Annotated in this window: 18 protein-coding genes; 6 read left to right on the top strand and 12 right to left on the bottom strand. The window is 69.7% G+C overall.

The genetic code is table 11. The features are described from left to right. Positions 1 to 47: 47 nt before the first annotated feature. Entirely contained in the window at positions 48 to 1,427 is a 1,380-nt protein-coding gene (locus tag ACIBGM_RS26655; protein ID WP_396387042.1) for an ABC transporter substrate-binding protein, read from the bottom strand. A 129-nt stretch (positions 1,428 to 1,556) separates the two neighbouring features. Beyond that, positions 1,557 to 2,333: an alpha/beta fold hydrolase gene (locus tag ACIBGM_RS26650; protein WP_396387041.1), complete on the bottom strand. Its 777-nt coding sequence runs from the start codon at positions 2,331 to 2,333 to the stop codon at positions 1,557 to 1,559. Between the two features lie 111 nt (positions 2,334 to 2,444). On the opposite strand from ACIBGM_RS26650, the gene ACIBGM_RS26645 reads away from it, so the two are divergent. Beyond that, positions 2,445 to 4,361 (top strand): hypothetical protein, encoded by a 1,917-nt coding sequence (locus ACIBGM_RS26645; protein ID WP_396387040.1) that lies wholly within the window; start codon positions 2,445 to 2,447, stop codon positions 4,359 to 4,361. Positions 4,362 to 4,401: 40 nt separating this feature from the next. After that, positions 4,402 to 4,869, top strand: coding sequence for an N-acetyltransferase (locus tag ACIBGM_RS26640; protein WP_360536362.1), 468 nt, complete (start codon positions 4,402 to 4,404; stop codon positions 4,867 to 4,869). On the opposite strand, the gene ACIBGM_RS26635 is transcribed toward ACIBGM_RS26640, so the two are convergent. Continuing rightward, positions 4,866 to 5,921: a DUF4185 domain-containing protein gene (locus ACIBGM_RS26635; protein WP_396387039.1), complete on the bottom strand. Its 1,056-nt coding sequence runs from the start codon at positions 5,919 to 5,921 to the stop codon at positions 4,866 to 4,868. The two genes, ACIBGM_RS26640 and ACIBGM_RS26635, sit on opposite strands and share 4 nt — an antisense overlap. 65 nt (positions 5,922 to 5,986) lie before the next feature. After that, the gene (locus ACIBGM_RS26630; RefSeq protein WP_396387038.1) at positions 5,987 to 6,769 is read right to left on the bottom strand and encodes an AraC family transcriptional regulator; all 783 of its coding nucleotides are present in this window, start codon (positions 6,767 to 6,769) and stop codon (positions 5,987 to 5,989) included. A gap of 55 nt (positions 6,770 to 6,824) precedes the next feature. Here ACIBGM_RS26630 and ACIBGM_RS26625 point away from each other — a divergent pair, with 55 nt between their 5' ends. Continuing rightward, entirely contained in the window at positions 6,825 to 7,796 is a 972-nt protein-coding gene (locus ACIBGM_RS26625; RefSeq protein ID WP_396387037.1) for a zinc-binding dehydrogenase, read from the top strand. Here ACIBGM_RS26625 and ACIBGM_RS26620 read toward each other — a convergent pair. Both ACIBGM_RS26620 and ACIBGM_RS26615 read right to left on the bottom strand, forming a co-directional pair. Then, entirely contained in the window at positions 7,793 to 8,611 is an 819-nt protein-coding gene (locus tag ACIBGM_RS26620) for a sulfurtransferase (protein ID WP_396387036.1), read from the bottom strand. The two genes, ACIBGM_RS26625 and ACIBGM_RS26620, sit on opposite strands and share 4 nt — an antisense overlap. Beyond that, positions 8,608 to 9,261, bottom strand: a complete 654-nt coding sequence (locus ACIBGM_RS26615; RefSeq protein WP_396355888.1) for a thymidine kinase — start codon at positions 9,259 to 9,261, stop codon at positions 8,608 to 8,610. Before ACIBGM_RS26615 ends, ACIBGM_RS26620 begins: the two co-directional genes overlap by 4 nt. Before the next feature lie 121 nt (positions 9,262 to 9,382). Between ACIBGM_RS26615 and ACIBGM_RS26610 the strand changes: the two genes are divergently transcribed. After that, entirely contained in the window at positions 9,383 to 11,026 is a 1,644-nt protein-coding gene (locus ACIBGM_RS26610; RefSeq protein ID WP_396387035.1) for a S8 family peptidase, read from the top strand. Here the strand turns inward: ACIBGM_RS26610 and ACIBGM_RS26605 are convergent. The 5 genes from ACIBGM_RS26605 to ACIBGM_RS26585 form a co-directional block, all read right to left on the bottom strand. After that, positions 11,023 to 12,135 (bottom strand): alkaline phosphatase family protein, encoded by a 1,113-nt coding sequence (locus ACIBGM_RS26605; RefSeq protein WP_396387034.1) that lies wholly within the window; start codon positions 12,133 to 12,135, stop codon positions 11,023 to 11,025. The genes ACIBGM_RS26610 and ACIBGM_RS26605 overlap by 4 nt on opposite strands. Positions 12,136 to 12,151: 16 nt before the next feature. After that, positions 12,152 to 12,763: a DUF5998 family protein gene (locus tag ACIBGM_RS26600; protein WP_396387033.1), complete on the bottom strand. Its 612-nt coding sequence runs from the start codon at positions 12,761 to 12,763 to the stop codon at positions 12,152 to 12,154. 57 nt (positions 12,764 to 12,820) lie between these two features. Next, entirely contained in the window at positions 12,821 to 14,470 is a 1,650-nt protein-coding gene (locus tag ACIBGM_RS26595; RefSeq protein ID WP_396387032.1) for an FtsX-like permease family protein, read from the bottom strand. Beyond that, positions 14,467 to 15,165 carry an ABC transporter ATP-binding protein gene (locus tag ACIBGM_RS26590; RefSeq protein WP_360536384.1) on the bottom strand — a complete coding sequence of 233 codons (699 nt, stop codon included), beginning with the start codon at positions 15,163 to 15,165 and terminating at the stop codon, positions 14,467 to 14,469. Before ACIBGM_RS26590 ends, ACIBGM_RS26595 begins: the two co-directional genes overlap by 4 nt. 108 nt (positions 15,166 to 15,273) lie before the next feature. Then, complete coding sequence (locus ACIBGM_RS26585) at positions 15,274 to 16,335, bottom strand: P1 family peptidase (protein ID WP_396387031.1); 1,062 nt, start codon at positions 16,333 to 16,335, stop codon at positions 15,274 to 15,276. A gap of 57 nt (positions 16,336 to 16,392) precedes the next feature. Between ACIBGM_RS26585 and ACIBGM_RS26580 the strand changes: the two genes are divergently transcribed. Then, positions 16,393 to 16,899, top strand: a complete 507-nt coding sequence (locus tag ACIBGM_RS26580; RefSeq protein WP_360536388.1) for a DUF2087 domain-containing protein — start codon at positions 16,393 to 16,395, stop codon at positions 16,897 to 16,899. Here the strand turns inward: ACIBGM_RS26580 and ACIBGM_RS26575 are convergent. Then, positions 16,892 to 19,591 carry a GNAT family N-acetyltransferase gene (locus tag ACIBGM_RS26575; protein ID WP_396387030.1) on the bottom strand — a complete coding sequence of 900 codons (2,700 nt, stop codon included), beginning with the start codon at positions 19,589 to 19,591 and terminating at the stop codon, positions 16,892 to 16,894. The two genes, ACIBGM_RS26580 and ACIBGM_RS26575, sit on opposite strands and share 8 nt — an antisense overlap. Before the next feature lie 157 nt (positions 19,592 to 19,748). Between ACIBGM_RS26575 and ACIBGM_RS26570 the strand changes: the two genes are divergently transcribed. Further along, positions 19,749 to 20,798, top strand: a complete 1,050-nt coding sequence (locus tag ACIBGM_RS26570) for an SLC13 family permease (RefSeq protein WP_360536392.1) — start codon at positions 19,749 to 19,751, stop codon at positions 20,796 to 20,798. Positions 20,799 to 20,802: the final 4 nt, after the last annotated feature.

Below are 20,802 nucleotides of genomic sequence, written 5' to 3'. Positions count from 1 at the left end.
GGACACCGCTCCGGCTCGGCTTCGGCGTACGTAGCAGCGACATCGGGTTACCGGGCCAGGCGGGCGTCGATCTTCGATGCGGCGTCGGTGAGCAGCTTGTCGATGTCCGCGTCCTTCTTGGTCAGCACCTGCTGGACCACCGGGTCGAGCAGCGCGTAGACCTCCTGCGCCTTGTTCGACGGCTCGGGAATCAGCTTGAGCGTCTTGGTGGACTCGACGTAGCCCTTGAACTGCTCGACCGGGACGTTGTTGTACGGCTGCCGCCAGCCGTTGTAGCGGTCGTAGGTCTCCTGGCTCAGCGGCGTGATCCCGGGCCGGCCGACGAAGCCCTTGTCCGCGATGGTGTCCTTGGCGTTCTGCACCGCGAGCTGTTCGTCGGTGTACTTGTCGAACTCCTGCGACTTGATCCACTTCAGCGCGGCGACGATCTCGTTCTTGCTCGCCTTCGGGTTGATCATCTTGATCGAGCCGCCGGTGAGCGTGCCGTGCGGGCCGCCGTCCTGCGGCAGCGCGGCGTGGCCGTAGTCGGCCGGCTTCATCCCGAAGTTCTTCACGCACATGTCGTAGGCGTCCGGCGCCTGCAGGACCATGCCGATCTTGCCGGCCGCGAAGTCCTGCCGGACCTCCTCCTGGTTGTAGAGGAAGTTGCTGCCCATCGTGTTGTCGGTCCAGCGCATGTCCTTCAGCAGCTGCAGCGCCTTCTTGGTCGGCGCGTCGTTGAAGGTGCTCTTCTTCCCGTCCTCGCTCTGGACCGAGCCGCCCATGCTGTAGGTCATCGTGGTCAGCATCCAGCCGCCGGTGTTGTCCTTGGTCAGCTGCGCGTACCCGGCCTTGCCGGTCTTCTCGGTGATCTGCTTCGCGAACTGGCGGACCTCGTCCCAGGACGTCGGCGGCTTGTCCGGGTCGAGCCCGGCCTGCTTGAACAGGGCCCGGTTGTAGGCCAGCCCGACCGAGAACACGTCGATCGGGACGCCGTAGATCCGGCCGGCGTCGTCCTGGACGATCTTCAGGACCTCGGGGTTCAGGTCCTTGGTCAGGTCGACCAGCTTCAGCTCGTCGGTGATGTCCGGGAGTTGCTTGTTCGGGATCATGTTGGCCGGCTCGGTGAAGCTGATGTTCATCACCGTCGGCAGCGAGCCACCCGCCACCTGCGCCTGGAAGGTCTGCGCGTCCCACTTGGTCTCGGTCGACTTCACCGTGATGTTCGGGTGCGCGTCCATGAACTTCTTGATGTTGCGCTCGAACGCGGCGATGTCGTTCGGCTTGTCCGGGGTCGGGCGGTCCCCGATCGTGATCGTCACCGGCGCGTTCTCGTCGATCGCGCCACCGGCGTCGGCGCCGGGCGTGGTCCCGTCCGCACAGCCGGCCACGGCGAGCACCAGTCCGGCCAGCCCCAGCCCGGCGCCCCACCTGCTCACTCTCGTCATCGGAACTCCTCAGGTTTCCGGATGCCGCCGGTGTGCTCTGAGCCACACACCGGCCAGGTTCCGAGTAAGTTAAACCAAGCGTGTTACTTTCTCAATGGTCAGCAAGGTACCGATTTGAACAGCGGTCTGTCAGAGGTCGCCGAGCGGCATGAACTTGGGCGTCTGGGTGTCCGCGAGGAAGTCGAGAAGGAGGCGATTCACCAGATCGGGCTTCTCCAGCGGTACGGCGTGCGAGCCGCCGGGGATCACGGCGAGCTGCGCGTCCGGGATCGCCCTGGCCAGGTCCACGTTGTGCTCGATGCGCACGCAGTCGTCGTCGCCCTGCATGAGCAGCACGGGCATCGGCAGGTGCCCCAGTTCGGCCGGCTCGATGTCGGGGATCGAGGCCCACATCCGGGCCCACTTGGCGAAGACCGTGCCGAAGTGCTCGGGACCGTCCGGCGACAACCGCTCGTAGTCGGCCTTGGCGATCCCCTCCAGCCGCGCGAGGCCTTCGGGTGTAGTCATCAGGCGGTCGTTCGCGGGCGTGCCACCGGCCCGGGTGAGCTCGGTGCCGATCATCACCAACTTGCGGACCAGGTCCGGTCGGCTCAGCGCCATCCGCACCGCGACCTTGCCGCCATCGCTCCAGCCGACGACGTGCGCCGTACCGAGGTTGAGCGCTGTCATGAACGCGATCAGGTCCGCGGCGTAGCCGTCCATCGTCGCGGGGCCCTCGGTGTCCGGGGTCCGGCCGTGCCCGCGGCGGTCCGGCACGAAGACCCGGTACCGCTCGGCGAGCGCCGGCACCTGCGCCGCCCAGCTCTCCCCCGTGGTCGCGCCGCCATGGATCAGGACGAGCGGCTCGCCGTCGCCCGCGACCTCGTAGTACGTCCGCAGTCCCCCGGCATCGACGTAATCACCCATGCCCACATCATCCGCCGACTGAACAAGTTCGACTTTGGGCCATGACCGAAACCCATATGTGAGCTAGCCTGGTCGAGGCAATTACGGGCCTGACCGAAACGGGTGGTTGACGTGATTCCTCGGCGAAGAGTCCTCCAGCTCGCGGCGGCGGCCGGTGGCGCGGCGCTGTGGCAGGGCGAGACCGCGTACGCCGCGCCACCCCGCGGGACCGTCACCGACCTCGGCCCGGCCAGCGTCACCACGCCGCTGGGCAACGCCGACTTCGCCGGTTCCGTCCTGTACGCCGGGACCCGCGGGCTGGCGCCCAACGTGGTAGGCGCGTACGACCTCGGCCAGGACCAGGTCACGGCACACTTCGACATCCCGACCGGGATCGGGATCTGGGCGATGTGCGCGGTCGGGACCGACATCTACGTCGCCACCCACGGCCAGTCCGACCTCTACCGGCTCGACACGATCACGAGCCAGGTGACCAAGGTCGGCAGCTACCCCTGGCCGTACATCTGGAACATCGCCTCCTCCCCCGACGGCAAGGTGTACCTGGCGATCTCCGACCCGGGCCGCGTGGTCGAGTACGACCCGGCCACCGGGGTCAGCCGCGACCTCGGCGAGATCGTGCCCGGCGAGGCCTACGCGCGCAGCGTCGCCGCCGATGAGAAGACCGTGTACGTCGGGATCGGCCCGCACGCGCACCTGGTGGCGATCGACCGGGTGACCGGCGCGAAGACCGCGATCCTGCCGGCCGAGCTGGCCGCCCGGGACTTCGTCGCCAGCATGCACATCTCGGACACCCACCTCGCCGCGGGCATCTCGTCCAACGGTGAGGCGATGCTGCTGTCCAAGGCCACGCCGACCGACTACCGCGTGATCGCGGCAGCCGGCGAGAAATACATCACCTCGGTCCTCCTGCACGACGAACACCTGTACTTCGCCGGGCGACCGACCGGCATGCTCTACCGCACCCCGATCGCCGGCGGCGAGATCGAGCAACTCGGCATCGCCCAGCCGGAGGCAGCCACCCACCGCCTGCTGTCCCACGAGGGCAAGGTGTACGGCGTGCAGGACGGAGCCGTGTTCGTCTTCGACCCGGCGACGCACGAGCTCGGCTTCGTCAACCTGGTGCAGCGCGGCTTCAAGGCCGCGCCCGAGCAGCCGATGTCCGTGCACTCCGACGGGAAACGCGTGTACGTCGGGGGCAAGGGCGGGGCCGACGTCCACGACCTGGCGGCCGGCACCAGGACCCGGCTCGGCATCCCGGGTGAGCCGAAGACAGCGCTGACGATCAAGGACACGACGTACCTCGGGGTCTACACGCAGGGCCTGCTGTACGCGCACAGGCCGGGCGAGGAGTCGGCGCAGCTGATCGGCAAGACGGGCAACCAACAGGACCGCCCGCGCGACCTCGCCTACGACCACGCGACCGGGCTGATCGCGATGACGACCCAGCCCGAGCCCGGCCAACTCAACGGCGCGCTCACACTGCACTCACCACACACCGGCGAATGGACGACGTACCGCGGTGTCGTCCCCCGGCAGAGTCCGTACGCCGTCGCCTGCCACGCCGGCGTGGCCTACCTCGGGACGAACATCCAGGAAGGACTCGGCCTGCCGCCGGAGACCACGACCGCTCGGCTGGCCGCGTTCGACCTTCGCCGCCGCAAACTGCTCTGGCAGCTCGAGCCCGTCGCCGGCGCCGCGGTCATCCCCGGCCTCGCCTACTCCTGCGACCACCTCTACGGCATCACCAGCAGCGGCTGGGTCTTCGAGTACGACGTACGCCGTCGCAAGGTCACGCGGACAGTCAGAGCAGGCACGAAGGGGTCCGACCTGCATATCGTCGACGGCACCGGGTACTCGACCGACGGGAACGCCGTCCACGCCATCGACCTCGAGACGTTCACGGTGACGCCGTTCGCGAGCGGTCTGGCCGCCGAGTGGTTCGGCGGGGAGCCGAAGCTCGCGGTGGATCCACGCGGCTCCGCGCTGTTCACAGTCCAGGCCCGCAACCTCGTGCGGATCCAGCTGTAATCGGGTGGTGGGGATGTCGCGGGTCGGAGAGGATGACGCCATGCTGCTCCGACCCGCGACCGCCGACGACTTCACGTTCCTGACCGAGATGCTGCTCGAGGCCTACAACTGGGACGGGACAGCGTGGTTCACGCTCGACAAGCTGCGCGCCGAAGACAAGGCATGGCGGTACGTCGCCGACTGGCCGCGCGCGACCGACTTCGGAGTGGTCGCCGAGGTGGACGGGACGCCCGCCGGAGCCGCGTGGGCACGCTGCCTCACCGCTGACCGCCCGGGCTACGGCTACGTCGCCGACGACGTTCCTGAGCTGTCACTCGGTGTATCCCTTGACTTCCGCCGCCGCGGTATCGCCCGCGCCCTGATGACCGAGCTGATCCGGATGTCGCCGTACCCGAAGCTCAGTCTCAGCGTCGATCCGAAGAACCCGGCCGCCGAGCTCTACCGCTCGCTCGGCTTCGAGAGGGTCGGCACGGTCGAGACGTCCGACACGATGGTGCTGGAGCGCTAGCCGAAGTTGCGGACCCGGAACTGCATGACGCGGTAGGGCCAGCCGGCGTCGGTCTTCCACTGGCTCACCGACAGGTGCATGTCGCTGAGGGTCGAGCCGGGGATGATGTAGCCGCCGTACAGCTGGGCCACGTGGTTGTCGTCCTCGTTGCCCCACGCGCCACCGTAGATCAGGGTCTGCCGGTAGGCCGTGTAGAGGTTCGACGTCGGGGTGTCCATGATGATGCCGTCGATCCGGTAGTCACCGGCGTTGAACCAGGTCAGCACCCACTTGCCGCCGAGCGGCCGCAGGCACAGCTCGCCGAAGCTGCCGGTCAGGATCGGGGTCGCCGGGTTGCCCCAGGCCCACACGCCGTCGCGGTAACCCCACGGCTCGTACGCCGCCGGGTCGGCGATCTGGGTGCTGCGGACCCGCTTCAGGATGATCGGCTTGTTCCGCTGGAACCCGGTCGAGTCGACGTAGACGTAGCCGTCGTTGCCCTCACCCCAGGTCAGGCACTGGAACATCCCGCCGTCGATGTTCGGGTCGAACTTCGCGCCGGTGTGGTACCAGCTGGCCCCCGAGTTGTCGCTGCGCCAGATCTCGGTCCAGACCACGTTGCCCAGGCCCTTGTTCACCATCGCGTGCAGGTACATCGACCCGCCGATCGTGATCACGTCCGACGGCAGCACGGTCGAGAACACCGGGTTGTCGTGATCGTACTCCCACAACTGCTGAGCAGCCGCTCCGCCGACCGCGCCGGACCAAGTCACGCCGCTGTTCAAGTCGGTTGTGGTCGACCACAGCGCCACCGGCGAGCGCCACCAGCCGCCGCCGACCCAGGGCTGCTCGAACGTGTCGCCGAACATGAACAGCATCCGGCCGTCCGGCGTCCGCACCGGAATCCCGAGGTCTGTCGCGGCCATCCGGAACCGGTCGGTCAACCCGGGCCCGGTCAGGTCGGCCACCTTGTTGGTCAGGACGGCCTGGCTCCGGGCGAACGCCGGCACACCGGGTACGGCGGCGACGACACCGGCGCCGAGTGCGGCGCGAAGGAACGTTGATCGCTTCATCTGTGACTCCCAAGGGGCGGTGGAAATCGATTTCTCAGGACCATCCCGCACTCCGCCCCCGGGCGTCAAGAGCTTCCACCAGCGCCGAAAGGCGGCGCCGTCCGGTAGCGGCCCGGGGTGGTGCCGACGAGGTTGCTGAAGGCCGCGATAAAGCTACTCGGGTTCGACCAGCCGCACGCGTGCGCGACGCGGGTGGTGTCGTGTCCGTCGGCGAGCAGGACGAGGGCGTGATACACGCGGAGCTGGGTGCGCCACTCGTAGAAGGTCATGCCGAGCTCGTCGTGGAACAGCCGGCTGAGAGTGCGGGCGCTGGCTCCGACTCGCTGCCCGAGCTCGGCCAATGCGGTGTTGTCAGCTGGGTCTTCGTACAGCAGCGCTGCGACCGCTCGCAGCCGGTCGTCGCGTGGCTCCGGCAGCTGGAGCGGCCGCTCGGGCGCTTCCTGAAGCTCGTCGACGAGGACGCGGCGGAGGCGGGCGCGAGCTGCGCGGTCACGCTGGTTCGGGCCGGTGAGCGTGAGCAGAACCTCGCGGGCCAGGCCGGAGACCATGAACACCGCCGGATGGCCGGGGACGAGCCGAGCCAGCGCGGCCGGCAGGAAGAGGATCCGCATGTCCGTGCTGCCGTGCGCGCGGTGGTAGTGGCTGAACCCGGCCGGGATCCATGTGAGCCGGTTTGCCGGAACGATCGAGGTTCCCTGCTCGGTGTGCACCGACAGGACACCTCGGGCCGCGTACACCAGGTGCCCGCGTGGATGAGCGTGCTCCGAGCTCGTGCCGCCGGACGGCCACAGGTGCATCCCGGCGCCCGGCCAGAGCTGCGACTCGGGAACTTGGCGGCCAACGGGCATAAGTTGGCATTTTACCGGTGGCCGGTCAGCGGGCTTGCTGACGAGACTGCAGGACATGATGCGAGCAGCAGTGTGTGTGAGACCAGGCGGCCCGGAGGTTCTGGAGATCCGCGAGGTGCCGATTCCGGCGGTTCGGGAGGGCTGGAGCCTGGTGCAGGTGAAGGCCGCGGGCCTGAACCGGTCGGAGTTGAGGACCAGGAAGGGGCACTCGCCGAGCGTGACGTTCCCGCGGGTGCTCGGAATCGAGTGCGTGGGCGTCGTGGCGGCGTCGACCGATCCACGGTTGCCCGACGGGACGACCGTCGCGGCGGTGATGGGCGAGATGGGCCGCGCGTTCGACGGCGGCTATGCGGAGTACACGCTGTTGCCGAACGACCTGCTGATGCCGGTCACGACCACGCTCCCCTGGGAACTCTTCGCTGCACTACCCGAGACCTACCTGACCGCGCAGGGCGCACTGGATGCATTGGGCGTCGTAGAAGGACGGCTGCTGATCCGTGGCGGGACGTCGTCGGTGGGGTTGGCGGCGGCGTCGATCGCCTCCGGCCACGGCGTCCACGTCGAAGCGACGACTCGCCGGCGCGGCAAGATCGACGCACTCAAGGCGGCGGGTGTGGACCATGCCCTCGTCGACACCGGCGATCCGCTGGCGCCGAGCCTGCACGAGGTTTGGCCCGAAGGACCCGACTACGTGCTGGATCTCGTCGGCGCGCGTACGACGGTGGAGTCACTGAACTTGGTGCGGCCTGGCGGGACTGTGTGTGTGGCCGGTTCACTCAGTGGGTGGTCGATCCCGGACTTCGAAGCCATCGCGATGATCCCGTCCGGTACCAAGCTCACGGCCTTCCACAGCGACACCCTCAAGGGCAGTGCGGGCGCAGCCATCCTGCAGCGGGTCGTCGACCAGGTCGCGGCCGGCGTCTACCAGCCCAACCTCGACAGGGTCTTCGACCTCGATGACATCGTCGCGGCGCACCGCTACATGGAGAACGACGAAGCCGCCGGGAAGGTCGTCATGGTGCCTTAGGCGGTGCCGGTGGCGACCGGGCGGGACGGGTCGGTGATCCACTCCGACCACGAGCCGACGTACACGGTCGACGGGATGCCGCTGACCTCCAGCGCCAGCGCTTCGTGGGCCGCGGTGACTCCGGAGCCGCAGTAGACACCGACCTCAGTGGAGTCGTTCGCGCCGAGCTTCTCGAAGCGTTCCCGGAGCTCGTCGGCCGGGAGGAAGCGACCGGTCTCGTCGACGTTCGCTGTGGTGGGCGCGTTGACGGCGCCCGGGATGTGGCCGGCGACCGGGTCCATCGGCTCGACCTCACCGGCGAAGCGCTCCGGCGCCCGCGCATCCAGCAGTACGCCGGTCGCGGCAACGCCGGCCGCGCCGTCGGCGTCCAGCAGCGGGATGTGCCCGGCGGTGGCGATGAACGAGCCGTTTCCGTCGGCCGGGACCTCGGTGGTCACCTCTCCCCCGGCTGCCTGCCAGGCCGCGAGTCCGCCGTCGAGCACGCGGACGTCGCGGACGCCGAAGTACCGGAAGATCCACCAGGCCCGCGCCGCCGCCGTCGAGTTGGCCGCGTCGTAGACGACGATCGGCGTGCTCGGGCCGACGCCGGCCCGGCGCAGCGCCGCGGTCACGGTGGTTGCCGCGGGCAACGGGTGGCGGCCGGGGCCGGGCGGTCCGGCGAGCTCGGTGTCCAGGTCGACGAAGTACGCGCCGGGGAGGTGGCCGGCGTCGTACGTCTGCTTGGCGGGCGGGCCCGCGAGGTTCCAGGTCGTGTCGATCAGCACCGGGCGCTCGGTGAGCGCACGCAGTTCCTCGACGGTGATCAACGGGCTCATGACGCGGCTCCTCCGAACGGCAGTACTTCAGGTGACAGGGTGGCGCGGGCGCGGGCCTGGGTGAGCCGGCGCCGGTGGTGCCGCCTGCACAGCACCTCGTACGCGACCTCGTGGTCCTGGGTCACGATGTCGCCGACCACCAACTGCTCGCCCTCCGTCACCATCTCTCCACCGATCGTACGGGCGTTGTGTGTGGCCCGTTCACCGCACCAGCACAACGCCTCGACCTGCAGCAACTCCATCTTGTCCGCCAGCTCCACCAACCGGGCAGAACCCGGGAACAACGTGGCCCGGAAGTCGGTCAGGATGCCGAAGGCGAACACGTCGATCTGGAGCTCGTCGACCAGCCGGGCCAGCTGCTCGATCTGCAGCGGGCTGTAGAACTGCGCCTCGTCGCACACCACGTAGTCGATGCGTCCACCGTGCGTGAGCTCGCCGACGACGTACTCCCAGAAGTCGAACTCCGGCCGCACCTCGATCGCCTGCGCGGCCAGCCCGAGCCGGGACGAGAGCACCGACTCACCGGCCCGGTCGTGGCTGGTGAAGATCCGGCCGAGCCGGCCCCTGGCCTTGTGGTTGTGGTCCATCTGCAGGGCGAGGGTGGACTTGCCGCAGTCCATGGTCCCGGTGAAGTAGAGCAGCTCAGCCACGGGCGATCATCCTGCCAAGTCAGCGGATCACCTCGCACCTCGGGGTGGCGCGTCGTACCAGGTCGATACCGTTCCCGGGGGTCGGCTTGGGTTCTGAGCCCCGCTCCGGTTTGAATGGATCGTGCGCAAAGCTCTGGTCCTGCTCCTCGCGGCCTGCATGATGACCGCGTCCGCCACCCTTCCGGCGGCCGCCGTGCCGGAACGCGCCGAGGCCGGGCTGCGGGCGTACTTCGTGATCACCGAGCCGAAGCAGACCGCCAAGGTCACCGGAGCGATCACCTCGAACGGCGGCACGGTCTACGCGTCGTACGACGCCATCGGGGTGGTCGTCGCGCACTCGAACGCGACCGACTTCGCGAGCAAGATGCGTGGCGTCGAGGGCGTTCAGAAGGCCGGCGCCACCCGGACGTCCGACCTGCCCGCGGACATCGGCGCACCCGCCATCCCGGCGCAGGTCCCCGAGGCGCCGAGTACCACCCCGGAGACGGACCGGCCGGACATGGCCCAGATCGGCGCCGACCGGGCCTGGGACAAGAACCCGGGCGTCAAGACCATCACCGTCGGAGTGCTGGACACCGGCGTGGACGACCAGCACCCGGACCTCAAGGCGAACTTCGACGCCACCAAGTCCGCCTCCTGCGCCTACGGCAAGATCGACACCCGGCCCGGCGCCTGGCGGCCGGTCGGCGAGCACGGCACGCACGTGGCCGGCACGATCGCGGCGGCCCGCAACGGCACCGGCATGATCGGCGTCGCTCCCGGAGTGAAGTTCTCGTCGATCCGGGTCGCCGAGGCCGACAGCCAGCTGTTCTTCCCGGAGAACACCGTCTGCGCGTTCATGTTCGCCGCCGACAAGGGGGTGTCGGTCACCAACAACAGCTACTACACCGACCCGTGGCTGTTCCTGTGCCCGTCGGACCAGGACCAGGACGCGATCGCGGAGGCGGTACGGCGCTCGGTCGCGTACTCGGAGACCAAGGGCGTGGTGAACGTGGCCGCGGCCGGCAACGAGGACTACAACCTGGCCGACAAGACCGACGACGACTCCAGCCCGAACGACTCGACGCCGGAGCTGCGGACGGTGACCGACGACTGTCTGAGCCTGCCGACGGAGCTGCCGAGCATGGTCGTGGTCGCCTCCGTCGACGGCAGTGGCGCGAAGTCGCGGTTCTCCAACTTCGGCGAGAACAAGATCAACGTCGCGGCCCCGGGTGAGAACGTCTACTCGACGGTCCCCGGCGGCGGCTACCAGTCGATGAGTGGCACCTCGATGGCCTCACCGCACGTCGCCGGTGTGGCGGCGTTGTTGCGAAGCCTGAACCCGAAGGCGACGCCGGCGGAGGTCCGCGGCCAGCTCGCCCAGCAGGCGAACGACCTGGCCTGCCCGCCGGGCGCCGCCGGCGAGTGCATCGGCACGCAGGCGAACAACTCGTACTACGGCGAGGGCATGGTCGACGCGGCCGAGGCGGTCGGCGCCGCGGCCGCGCAGCCGAACGGCGCCATCTCGATCACCAAGCCGGGCGATCAGCTCGGGGTCGGCGGATTGCCGGCGATTCCGCTGCTGCTGAAGGGATCCGGTGGGTCGGGCGAGATCAGCTACTCGGCGACCGGCCTCCCGCCAGGCCTCGAGATCGACGCCGAGCGCGGCTGGATCACCGGAGTCCTGACCCCGGGCTCCGGGCGCTACAAGGTGACCGTCATCGCTCGGGACGGCGAGGCGAAGACCGCCCAGACCAACTTCTTCTGGAACGTCTGGAGCTTCTAGGCGCCCGGGTCGACCAGCAGCGGGATCGCCATCTCGTCGTCGGTCAGCGAGCCGTGCAGGCCGATCAGCCCGGCCTCCTGCGGGTAGCGCCTGCTCGCGACCAGCGCGACCGGACCGAGGGACGCCACCACGACATCGCCGAGCCGTGGCGCGACCCGATCCTCGACACCGCCGAACCATCCGAGCTCGACGGCTTCCTCGCGGCTGAGCACGAGCGCCTTGTCGCCGAGCCGCTCCCGGTACGCCGCCAGCACGTCGGCTTCGGCGCCGTCCACGCAGTACAGGTGCCGGAAGCGCGACTCACCGCCGATGAGCCGGAGGCCGTCGGTCAGGGCGGGCTCGGCGTCGAGGTCGACCCGGTTCTCCGGTGAGACGTCGACCATCCCGTGGTCCGCGACGACGATCAGTACGGCGTCCCGCGGCAGCGCCGATCGCACCTGCGAAGCGAACAGGTCCGCGGCGGCCAGTTCCTTGCGCCACTGCCACGAGTCGCAGCCCTGGTTATGGCCGGTGTAGTCCAACTGCGAGTCGTACACGTAGACCAATGACGACTTGCCTTCCCGGCTGGCGAAGCGGGTCGCGTCCAACCGGTCCTCAACCGTGTCCGCGCCGCGATGGGCACTCCCCCGGAACGCTGCAGCCGTCAGCCCGGATGTGTCGAAGCGTGCCTTGCTGACGTTGCGGGTCGCCACGCCGGACGCCGCGACCCGCTCGAACACGGTCCCGTGCGGCTGCCACCTGCGTGGGTCCACCGGTGCATCCCAGGCCAGCGCGTTCAGCAGCGCACCGGACTCGGGCACGATCGACGTGTAGCCGACGATCCCGTGCGCACCCGGCGGCAGGCCGGTCCCGAGGCTGGTCAGGCTGACCGCAGTCGTCGACGGCACCCCGGCGGTCAGGCTGCGACCTGTCGGCAGCAGCGACGCCAGGTACGGCGCGACGTCCGCATGCCGTTGCAGCAGGTGCCACCCCAGTCCGTCGAGCAGCAGAACGGCGTACCGCGGTGCAGGCGGGAGACCGAGCACGTTCTGCTCGCCCGGGACCGACAACGCACCGGCCACTGAGGGCAGTACGTCGGCGAGCGCCCCACCGCCGTACTGTGGGCTCACCGGCGTCAGCATGGCACTACCGGCTGGTGGCGAACGACAGCGCCTGCGCGAAGTCGAGCACCTGCCGGATCCCGGCCGGACCGTCCGCGGCCGCGCTGATCCGCAACGAGATGTCGTCGGCCGCGACCGATCCGGTGTAGCCGTGGTCGGCCTCGCAGTTCGGGTCGGCGCAGACGGCCGGCTCGAGGTCGATGCGGTTCACCATCCCCCAGCCGATCGTCAGCACCACTTCACCACCGCCGGACACCGCCGGGTCGGCCTTGCCCGTGGCGTAGCCGGCCGGGTTCGGCACCACGCGGTTGACGACCACCGCGTTCACCCGGTGCAGCGGGATTGCCTCGGTGGAGGTCGACGCGTACGGCGCGCGGATCAGCTCGTCGGCCGCGTGCTCGTCGGTGTGCCCGACGATCAGCCGGGTCGGGGTCAGGGCCAGGATGGTGATGTGCCGCCGGACCTCGTCGCGGTCGAAGGTCGGCTCGTGCTGCAGCACGAACGAAGTGATCGGTTCGCCCGCGATCGCGACCGCGAGCGAGTCCGTCACGACGTCCGGGTAGTAGCCACACCGGTCGATCGCCTCGCGCAGGGCGGGTGAGACATCCGCGAGCTCGGGCACATTCAGGTCACGCATGCCCTCATCCTTGCACGATCCGGTGCAAGAGCGATTTCGCCTTGTGGACAACCGCGATCAGTTCGCACTTGCCTTCCGCAGCACCGGCGCCCCGGCCACTCCGGCGACCGCGACCAGCACGAGGCCGCACAGCACCTGCCCGATCAGCACCAGAAGGCCCGAATTCCCCTCGGTGATCACCCTGCCACCGCTCACCGCCAGCCCGCACAGCGCGCCGAACCCGACCACCGGCAGCCCCACACCGATGACCGGTACGACGGCCGCCAGCCGGGCCGACCGCTCGATCACGGACAGCGGCACACCGGACCTCCGGAGCGCACGGGCGGGCGCCGCCTGGTCCAGCGCCGTACCGACTGCTCCGGCTGCCGTCGAGGCGGCGACCGTCAGGAACACCAGCCCCAGCAGCAGCACTACTCCGATGCGCAGATCCTGGTAGGTCGGATCGTCGTCGCCGGGCGGCATGAACACCGACATGAAGCCGGTGACGAAGCCACTCAGCACCAGCGCAGCCACCGGCCGGAATGCACCCTTCGGGTCGTCGACCAGCCGCCGGCCGGCCAGCAGCGTGACCGGACCGTTGGCCAGGTTCGCCAGGATCCTGCCGATCAGCTGCACAGCCCACGGTCCGATCACCCGTACGGCGAGCGCCGCCAGCCCGACCCCGATCAGCACCGGGAGCAGGCCGGTCTGCATGCCGTAGTACGCCAGCACGATCGGTCCGATCACCAGGAACACCAGTCGCAGCGCACTGGTCGCCTTGCGGGTCTGGCCACGGACGACACCGAGCGGCGTGATGCTGACGCGCCCGAGACCGATGAGTGCACTGATCACCGACAGCACGGGTACAGCGGCCAGCACGATGAGCGCGGTCCACCAGTTGACCGTGATGTCGGACAAGAACCATCTGCCGCCACCGAGCGGGATGCGTGCGATCAGCGGAGTCAAGGTCGTGTAGCCGACCAGACCGACGACTGCGCCGGCCAGGCCGAGCACAGCCTGCTCCACTGCACTCAGCGACAACACCTGTGTCCTGGTGGCACCTGCGAGCCGCAGACCGGCCAGGCGGTGCTCGCGACGCTTTGCTGCGACTCCTGCCGCTTGCCCGACCAGGCTGAGGATCGGGAACAGCACCAGGGTGATGCCCAAGGCAACTGCCATCAGCAGTCCGAGCATCCGGCTGTCCATCACGTCCTCATGCCAGCTGGCGACGTACTGCGGGTGCTCCCCCACCGCGGTGGGCGCGACCCCGCGGATGAGCACCAGCTCCTGCGGGGACGACAGGCCCTTGTCGCTGATCAGGCCGGTCGGCTGCTCGTCGCCGTACTCCTTGCTGATGCTCGACCAGTGCTTGGCGAGTTCGGGTGACACGAAGACCTCGCCCGGCTTGGGGGCGTGGTCGAGACCAGGTGGTGGCGGTAGCTCGTTGGGGCGCAGGGTTGCGAGGTCGATGCGGAGCATGTGGAGCCCGTCGACCCTCAGGTCGTCATCTTGGTTGATCGCGCCGATCGCTGTGGCCGGGTCGGCCTTGTCGCCGCTGCGCCAGCCGATCCGGTCCGAGCGGTGGACCAGCCCGAGTGACCCGGCGATCAGGAAGGTGACCAAGAGCGCGACGACGGCCGTGGCGCCGAGGGCGGCGAGGTTGGCCGCGCGACCACCCGGACCCGGCCGGCGGACGAAGCGCAGGCCGAGATCGGTCATCGGGTTCATCGGCCGGCTCCTAGCGATTCGCTGACGCGGCCGTCGACGATTGTCAGGACTCGGTGGCAGCGGGCGGCGACCGCGTTGTCGTGGGTGACGACGACCACGGCGGCACCGCGGTGGGTGGCGGCGCCGACGAGCAGGTCGATCACCTGGGCGCCGGTGGCGGCGTCGAGTGCGCCGGTGGGCTCGTCGGCGAAGACGGCCTGTGGCTCGCCGACCAGGGCTCGGGCGATCGCGACGCGCTGGGCCTGGCCGCCGGACAGCTCGCCAGGCCGCCGACCTGCTTCTGCGGACAGGCCGACCTGGGCGAGCATCATGCGGGCCCGTCCGATCGCATCGCGCCGGTTGACACCGTCGACCATCATGGGCAGGGCAACGTTCTCGTCGGCAGGCAGCTCGGCGAGCAACTGGTTGTCCTGGAAGACGAAGCCGAGCCGGCGGCGGCGCAGGACCGTCCGGGCGGCGTCGTTCAGCTTGTCGACCCGTTCGCCGGCCAGCCAGACCTCGCCCTGGTCCGGAGTGAGGATGCCGGCCAGGACGTGGAGAAGGGTTGTCTTGCCGTTGCCGCTGGGACCCATGACGGCGAGGGCTTCACCGGACCTGACGGCGACGTCGACACCGGCGAGGCCGACGACGTCGCCGTAGTACTTGACCAGGCCGTGACCGCTGAGGACAGCCTGCTGGGGACTCTGAAAGCTCATGCTGCTGAGCTTTCCGCGAGTCGGCCGGTGGAGCGTCGGCCCGCAGACCGGTCTTGCCGTCGCCTTCCGGAGTCGTTCGTCGGGCCCACGTCGTACTGGAGTCGTACGTCAGGTGGTCCGGAAGGCTGACGGGTAGGCGTCGCGGTAGCTCGGGATCGTTCCGGCCGGGGTCTCGACAGTCTCCGCATTGAGCATCGCGTGGACGACCGCGCGGGACAGCGTCCGGGCGCCGGCCGCGTAGACGGTCTCGAGCTGGCCGAGTGCGGTCGGATCGGTCACGCTCAACCGGGGCCGGTCGTCGTCCGGGATGCGGGGCGAGAGCGCGAAGATGCTGTCGCCGTCGACCAGCGTGTGGATCGGGTCGATCGCCCGGGCCAGGCCGTCGTGCGCGATCATCGCCATCCGCTGCGCGGCCGCCTTGTCCAGCGGTACGTCGGTCGCCACCACCGCGATCACCGTGTTGGTGCCAGGACCGGGGATCAGGTTCCGGCCGGGTACGACGAGGGCCGGCTGCTCGGTGGGGGTGCGAAGAAACGCGAACTCGTCGCCGAGACCGAAGCGAGCGCCGTACAGCCGGCCCTGCTCGTCCACGGTCGAGCCGGCCGCGTTCACGATCACCAGCGCGCCGACCGTCGTACCGTCGTCCAGCCGGACGCTGGCCGAGCCGACGCCGCCCTTGAGTGATCGCGCCCGAGCGCCGGCACCGGCACCATGGTTGCCGAGAGCAACAGGACCGTCGGTGGCGGCGGCGATCGCGTCGGCGCCCCAGGACGGCTCCGGCCGGGCCTTGAAGTCACCACCGCGGCCGAGGTCGAAGATGACCGCGGTCGGCACGATCGGCACCACGTCCCGGTCCCCCGGACCGACCCGCACCCCTTGCCCGCGTTCCTCGAGCCACCGCATCACGCTCCCGGCGGTGTCCAGCCCGTACGCGCTGCCGCCGCTCAGCACGACCGCGTTCGCCCCCGGGTTGGCGTTCACCGGGTCCAGCAGATCCGTCTCCCGCGTACCCGGCGCACCCCCGCGAACATCCACCCCAGTCACCGCGCCGGCCGGCACATGCACAACCGTCGTCCCCGTCAGGTACGGCGCCCCCACCCGCTCCACCTGCCCCACCACAACCCCCGGCACATCGGTAATCGCGTTGCTGGGACCCGGTGTCATCGTCATGAGCACTGTCTAGCATCCCGCCGAAATCCGGTTGCAGTTGTGGTTAGCGTGGAACGCATGAATGCTGATTTGCTCTGTGGGTTGCTGGCTGAGCCTTCGCGGTTGCGGGTGTACTCCGCGGTCGTGCTCGGGGCGAGCACGCCGGAGCAGGTTGCCGGGAGCACCGGGTTGGCGGCGGCCGTCGTACACAAGTCGCTGCAGCGGTTGGTGAAGGGTGGGCTGGTCGTCGAGGCCGCCGGGGGGTTGCGAGCGGAGGAGGACGCGTTCAAGCACGCGGTGCGGGAGGGCCGGCCGGAGCGGGTGCCGCTCGACCCGGATCCTCATCGCGACGCGGTGCTCAAGTCGTTCATCCGGGACGGCAGGCTGACGCACTTCCCGACGATTCCGGCCAAGTTCCGCGTCGTCCTGGAGTACCTCGCGGCGAGCTTCGAGCCGGGCCGCAGCTACCCCGAGTCCGAGGTCAACGAGATCCTCAACCGCTGGCACCCCGACCACGCGGCCCTGCGCCGCGAACTGGTCGACGCCGGCCTGCTCAGCCGCGCGGACAGCATCTACGTCAGGTGAGGCGCCGGGCAGGGGTGTCCTGACGGGGCTTCTCGTTCGGGGCGATCCGGATGCAGGCGTCGAGCACGGTGGCGCCCTGGGCTCCGACCAGGACCGAGCGGAGGTCGAGCTTGACGACCTCCTCCAGGTCCAGGGTCAGCCGAGAGACGCGGTGCAGGAGGTTCTCGATCGCGGAGATGTCGACCGGGTCGCTGCCGCGGTAGCCGTACAGCAGCGGCGCCGCCCGCACCTCACGGACCATCTCGGCGGCGTCCCGGGTGGTCAGCGGCGGCATCCGGTACGCGCGGTCGCCCAGCAGGTCGGTCGCGACCCCGGACAGGCCGAACGACACGACCGGGCCGAACGACACGTCCTCCAGCGCCGAGATCACCACCGGCACCCCGGGCGGCGCCATCTTCTGCACGACGAACTGCGCGCGCTCCGGGTCGGAGGCGACCCCGAAGGTCCGGGTCATCTCGTCCCAGGCCCCGCGCATGTCGTCCTCGTCGTGGATGTGCCGCCAGATGTCGGCCAGGTCGGGCCGCATCCGCCACTGCTCGGCGGTCGCCTTGAGGATCACCTCGAACCCGAGGTCGGCGGCCCGCTCGACGGCCTCGTCGGCGCTCTGCACCGGGAACGCCGGCAACACCGAGATGCCGTAGAAGCTGAGCAGCATCTGCCGGTCCGCATCATTCAGGTCGGCGCCGTGCGGATGCCGTTGCAGGTACTCCGCGACGAAGTCCTCGGCGGCTCTGGTGTCCACGTCCGGGAGGTCCGGGATCCGGCTGTCGGACCGCCGCCGCCACTCCGCGTACTGCGTCGCCTTGGCCAACGCGCCCACGGCGTACTGCGGGTTCAGGAAGGACGGGATCGAACCGCGGGCCGCGCCACCATGGCCGTCCGGCACCCGGAGCTCGGCCGGCACACTCCGCGACGCGAGGAACGTCGACACGACCGGCTTGTCCGACCCGGCCGCCGCCGCAGCCAGCACCTGCGCGACCTCGGCGCCGTTGGACTGGACCGGCGGTGTGTAGATGACCACGACCGAGTGCACCCGCTCGTCGGCGAACACCTCGGACAGCGCGGCCCCGAAGTCCTCCGCGGTCGCGTCGGCGCTCAGGTTGCGCGGCTCCCCCGCGACGTCCAGGCCGCAGCCGGCCATCGTGTCCAGCGCCAGCAGCGTCAGCGCGTCGGAGTTGCTGACGATCGCGACCCGGCGTCCCTTGGGCAGCGGCTGGTGCGCGAGCAGCTGGGCGACGTCGAACAGCTCACCGGTGGTGTCCACCCCGATCAGCCCACTCTGCCGGAACATCGACTCGACGGTCGCGGCCGGCAGCTGGCTGCGCCGCACCATCTGCCCTAGCGGCACCCCTTGGGTGGTCCGGCCCGACTTCAGCGCGACCACCGGCTTGCGCCGGGCCAGCCGGCGCGACACCCGGCTGAACTTCCGCGGGTTGCCCAGCGACTCCAGGTACAGCAGCACGACCTCGGTCGCCTCGTCGGAGTACCAGAACTGCATCAGGTCGTTGCCCGAGACATCGGCCCGGTTGCCCGCCGAGACGAAGCTGGACAGGCCCAGGCCACGGCGGACCATGTCGGCCAGGATCGGCACCCCGAGCGCGCCGGACTGGCAGAAGAACGCCACCCGGCCCCGGCTCGGCATCAGCGGCGAGAGCGTCGCGTTCAGCGACACCCCGGCCGCGGTGTTGATCAGCCCGAGCGCGTTCGGCCCGATCACCCGCATGCCGTACGACCGGGCCAGGCCGGCCAGGTACCGCTGCCGCTTCCGCCCCTCGTCCCCGATCTCGGCGAACCCGCTCGACACCACGACCAGCCCGCGCACGCCCTTGTTCGCGCAGTCCAGCACCACGTCGGCGACCATCTCGGCCCGGACGGCGACCACGGCCAGGTCGATCGTGTCATCCACGTCCCGGATCGTCGGGTACGCCGGGACCCCCTCGATCTCGTCCGCGTCGGTGTCGGTGTTCACGGCGTACAGGCGACCGGTGAACCCGCCGTCGCGCAGGTTGCGCAGCAGCGCGTTGCCGATCGTCCCCTCCCGTCGGCTGGCCCCGATCACGGCGACCGCCGACGGCGTCAGCAGCCGCGCGATCGACAGCGCCTCGGAACGCTGCTCGCGGGCCTGCATCACGCCGAAGGAGGTGTCGGTCGGCGCGATGTCGAACTCGACCATGATCACGCCGTCCTCGAACTCGCGCGCGACTTTGTAGCCGGCCTCGGTGAAGACGGTGATCATCTTGCGGTTGTCCGGCAGCACCTCGGCGACGAACCGGGCGATGCCGTTCTCCCGGGCGCCCTGGGCGAGGTGCTCGAGCAGCAGCTGGCCGAGGCCGCGGCCTTGGTGCGCGTCCTCGATCAGGAACGCGACCTCCGCAGTACGGCGGCCGGTGCGCTCGTAGCGCCCGACGCCGATCATCTCGCTGCCGACGGTGACGATCAGCGCCAGCCGGTCGTGGTAGTCGACCTGGGTGAACCTCGCCACATCGCGGTCGGACAGCTGTGGGTAGGGGGCGAAGAAGCGGTAGTACTTCGAGCTGTCGGACACCCGGGCGTAGAAGGCGACCAGCAGGTCGGCGTCGTCCGGCGTGATCGGCCGCAGGTGCGCGGTGGCGCCGTCGCGCAGGACCACGTCCGCCTCGAACTCCGCCGGATATCCGGCGGGCGGCTGGGAGTCATACTGGTCCGGCGTCATGGGGCCTCCCGTCCTGGACTGAGGAGCGCAGGGAGCGAAGCGACTGGAGTGACGAGGGAAGGACGGGAGTTCCAGCCCCAGGACCCCGCCGGTGCCGGAGGCCCGGCCAAAAGCACAGTCACTCGGCCAGCCTACTCAACTCGTCATCGCGGAGGTCATGAATTTGGTCGCACGGATTGCGCCCGTGCTGGTCTTCCTGATCGCAGTGACCGTGATCGCCGAGCTGGCCGACCAGGCGAAGGTTTTCGACGTCGCCGCCCGTGAGGCCGCGCACCTCGCCCGCGGCCGGGTGTGGCGGCTCTGGCTGCTGGTGGTCGTGCTCGCCACCGGGCTGACCATCGTGCTCTCGCTGGACACCTGCGCGGTGCTGCTGACGCCTGTCGTGCTCTCGATGGCGCGTCAGCTGGGCATCCCGCCCAAGCTGTTCGCGTTCACGACCGTGTGGCTGGCCGGCACCGCGTCCCTGCTCCTCCCGGTCTCCAACCTCACCAACCTGCTCGCGCTGCACCAGTTCGAGCACCTGCACAACTATCTGCGGGTCAGCTGGCGGCCCGCCATCGCAGCGATCCTGATCACGGTGACGGTGCTGGCCGTCTTGTTCCATCGCGATCTGCGGCGGACGTACGTCGTACCGCCGACGCCGCATGTGGACGACAAGGTGCTGTTCTGGGGATGCGCAGGCGTGTGTCTGCTCCTCGGGCCCGCGTTCGTCTCCGGGATCGAGGTCGCCTGGCCGGCGAGTGTGGGCGCTCTGTTGCTGGTTGGGCTGTTCGCGATCCGGCGGCGGAGCGCGCTGCGGTGGTCGTTGCTGCCGGTCAAGCTCGTGACGACTGTGGCCGTGCTGTTCGCCGTGGTCGGCTTCCTCAGCGCACACGGGCTCCAGGAGGTGCTGAGCCGGATCGCCGGCAGCACGTCCGAGCTGCGGCTGAGCGCGACCGCCGCGTTGGGTGCGAACCTGGCCGACAACCTGCCCGCCTACCTGGCCATGGAGCCCGTCGCCGCCGACAGCCCGCACCGCATGATGGCGCTGCTGATCGGCGTCAACTGCGGCTGCCTGCTCACGCTCTGGGGTTCGCTCGCGACGCTGCTGTGGCGCGACCGCTGCGACGCCGCCCGAGTCGACATCTCCTGGTGGTCGTTCCTGTGGCGCGGCCTGATCCTGACACCGCTCGTCGTGGCGGGCTCGGTGCTCGCGCTCGGTGGGTAATGTG

Origin of the sequence: Kribbella sp. NPDC050470 (genome assembly GCF_044458365.1) — a bacterium.
Classification (GTDB): Bacteria; Actinomycetota; Actinomycetes; order Propionibacteriales; family Kribbellaceae; genus Kribbella.
Note: the sequence above shows the minus strand (reverse complement) of the source record. Positions and strands in the feature narration are given on the sequence as shown.

Bases quoted from the DNA above. Each gene is read 5' to 3' on its own strand.
- ACIBGM_RS26590 (WP_360536384.1), bottom strand. From the start codon at position 15,165: ATGAGCTTTCAGAGTCCCCAGCAGGCTGTCCTCAGCGGTCACGGCCTG.
- ACIBGM_RS26655 (WP_396387042.1), bottom strand. From the start codon at position 1,427: ATGACGAGAGTGAGCAGGTGGGGCGCCGGGCTGGGGCTGGCCGGACTG.
- ACIBGM_RS26600 (WP_396387033.1), bottom strand. From the start codon at position 12,763: ATGCGTGACCTGAATGTGCCCGAGCTCGCGGATGTCTCACCCGCCCTG.
- ACIBGM_RS26585 (WP_396387031.1), bottom strand. From the start codon at position 16,335: ATGACGATGACACCGGGTCCCAGCAACGCGATTACCGATGTGCCGGGG.
- ACIBGM_RS26635 (WP_396387039.1), bottom strand. From the start codon at position 5,921: ATGAAGCGATCAACGTTCCTTCGCGCCGCACTCGGCGCCGGTGTCGTC.
- ACIBGM_RS26630 (WP_396387038.1), bottom strand. From the start codon at position 6,769: ATGCCCGTTGGCCGCCAAGTTCCCGAGTCGCAGCTCTGGCCGGGCGCC.
- ACIBGM_RS26570 (WP_360536392.1), top strand. From the start codon at position 19,749: ATGAATTTGGTCGCACGGATTGCGCCCGTGCTGGTCTTCCTGATCGCA.
- ACIBGM_RS26595 (WP_396387032.1), bottom strand. From the start codon at position 14,470: ATGAACCCGATGACCGATCTCGGCCTGCGCTTCGTCCGCCGGCCGGGT.
- ACIBGM_RS26640 (WP_360536362.1), top strand. From the start codon at position 4,402: ATGCTGCTCCGACCCGCGACCGCCGACGACTTCACGTTCCTGACCGAG.
- ACIBGM_RS26650 (WP_396387041.1), bottom strand. From the start codon at position 2,333: ATGGGTGATTACGTCGATGCCGGGGGACTGCGGACGTACTACGAGGTC.
- ACIBGM_RS26575 (WP_396387030.1), bottom strand. From the start codon at position 19,591: ATGACGCCGGACCAGTATGACTCCCAGCCGCCCGCCGGATATCCGGCG.
- ACIBGM_RS26580 (WP_360536388.1), top strand. From the start codon at position 16,393: ATGAATGCTGATTTGCTCTGTGGGTTGCTGGCTGAGCCTTCGCGGTTG.
- ACIBGM_RS26625 (WP_396387037.1), top strand. From the start codon at position 6,825: ATGATGCGAGCAGCAGTGTGTGTGAGACCAGGCGGCCCGGAGGTTCTG.
- ACIBGM_RS26620 (WP_396387036.1), bottom strand. From the start codon at position 8,611: ATGAGCCCGTTGATCACCGTCGAGGAACTGCGTGCGCTCACCGAGCGC.